This window comes from Blastocatellia bacterium, from assembly GCA_035275065.1.
Taxonomy (GTDB): Bacteria; Acidobacteriota; Blastocatellia; order UBA7656; family UBA7656; genus DATENM01.
The window spans coordinates 1-1,415 of sequence record DATENM010000124.1 but is presented as its reverse complement, the minus strand read 5'-3'; the positions used below and the strand labels follow the sequence as shown (position 1 = coordinate 1,415).

At 59.1% G+C, this 1,415-nt stretch carries 1 protein-coding gene; it reads right to left on the bottom strand.

Annotated elements, in window-relative coordinates; translation table 11 throughout:
- A partial coding sequence (locus VJ464_24070) for an amino acid adenylation domain-containing protein (protein HKQ08224.1) occupies nt 1-1,415 on the bottom strand: 1,415 nt, incomplete at both ends.

The following is a 1,415-nucleotide window of genomic DNA, read 5'->3' as shown; positions in this document are numbered from 1 at the left end:
GCAGGGCCTTGCGGTCGAGCTTGCCGTTAGGCGTCAAAGGCATCTGCGCCAGCCTGACGTAGGCCGATGGCAGCATATACTCGGGCAGCCTTGCCGCTAGTTGCTGGCGCAAGGCGTCGGCGGCGATCTCCTGGTCGTCCGACTGGGTGTAGTAAGCCACCAGGCGTTTGTCGCCCGCCGCCTCTTCGCGCAACATCACTACGGCTTCGCCGACGGCTTCACACTCGGCCAGCCGCGCTTCGATCTCGCCCAGCTCCACGCGATAGCCTCGCACCTTCACCTGGAAATCGTTCCGGCCAAGAAACTCTATCGCCCCGTCGGCCCGCCATTTCCCCAGGTCTCCTGTTTTGTACAAGCGCTGTCCCTGCTCGCTGGTAAACGGATCAGGAACAAATCTCTCTCCCGTCAACTCGGACCTGTTCAAGTATCCTCGCGCCACCTGCACCCCACCAATATGCAATTCGCCTGCTATACCAATGGGAACCGGCTCGCCGTGCCTATCCAAAATGTAAATCCCGACGTTGTTCATCGGCGCGCCTATCGGGACTGCGGTTACGTTTATCTCCGGCGGGCAACTCCACGCTGTAACATCGACTGCCGCTTCTGTCGGGCCATACAAGTTGTGCAACTCGGTATTCATCATTCGGTCGTAGAAGCTCCGTACAAGCTTCGCGGGCAATGCCTCTCCACTGCATATGACCCGCTCCAGACTGGCGCACTCTGTCCAATCGCCTTCATCCACAAATGCCTGCAACATCGAGGGCACGAAATGTATTGTGGTGATTCTTTCGCCCGCTATCGTTTCCCGCAGATATTCTGGGTCTTTGTGGCCTTCCGGTCTCGCCACGACCAGGCTGGCACCAATTATCAACGGACAGAAGAACTCCCACACGGAAACATCGAAGGTGAATGGAGTCTTCTGTAGTACAACGTCATCCGAATTCAGTCCATAAACACTCTGCATCCACACCAAGCGATTCACGACACTCCGATGTTGAACCATTACTCCCTTAGGCTTGCCGGTCGAACCCGATGTGTAGATGACATAAGCCAAGGTTTCTGGTGTGACGCCATTGCTCGGCGCTTCCAGATTGCCTTCACCATAGCGCTGCCAGAATGGCGCGTCATCGGCTAATTCGACCACCGCATAGGTAGCCGCCGCCGTCTCCACCAGCCCACGCAGATGGCTTTGGGTCAGCACCACCGCCGGCCCGCTATCCTCCAGCATGTAGCCCAAGCGCTCTGAGGGGAAAGCCGGGTCGAGCGGCACGTAGGCGCCGCCGGCCTTCATCACGCCGAGCAAGCCGACGATCATCTCCAAGCGGCGCTCCAGGCAGATGGCGACGCGGGCATCGGGGCCGACGCCCAACTCGCGCAGGTAATGGGCCAGCTGGTTGGCTCGGCGGTTCAGCTCT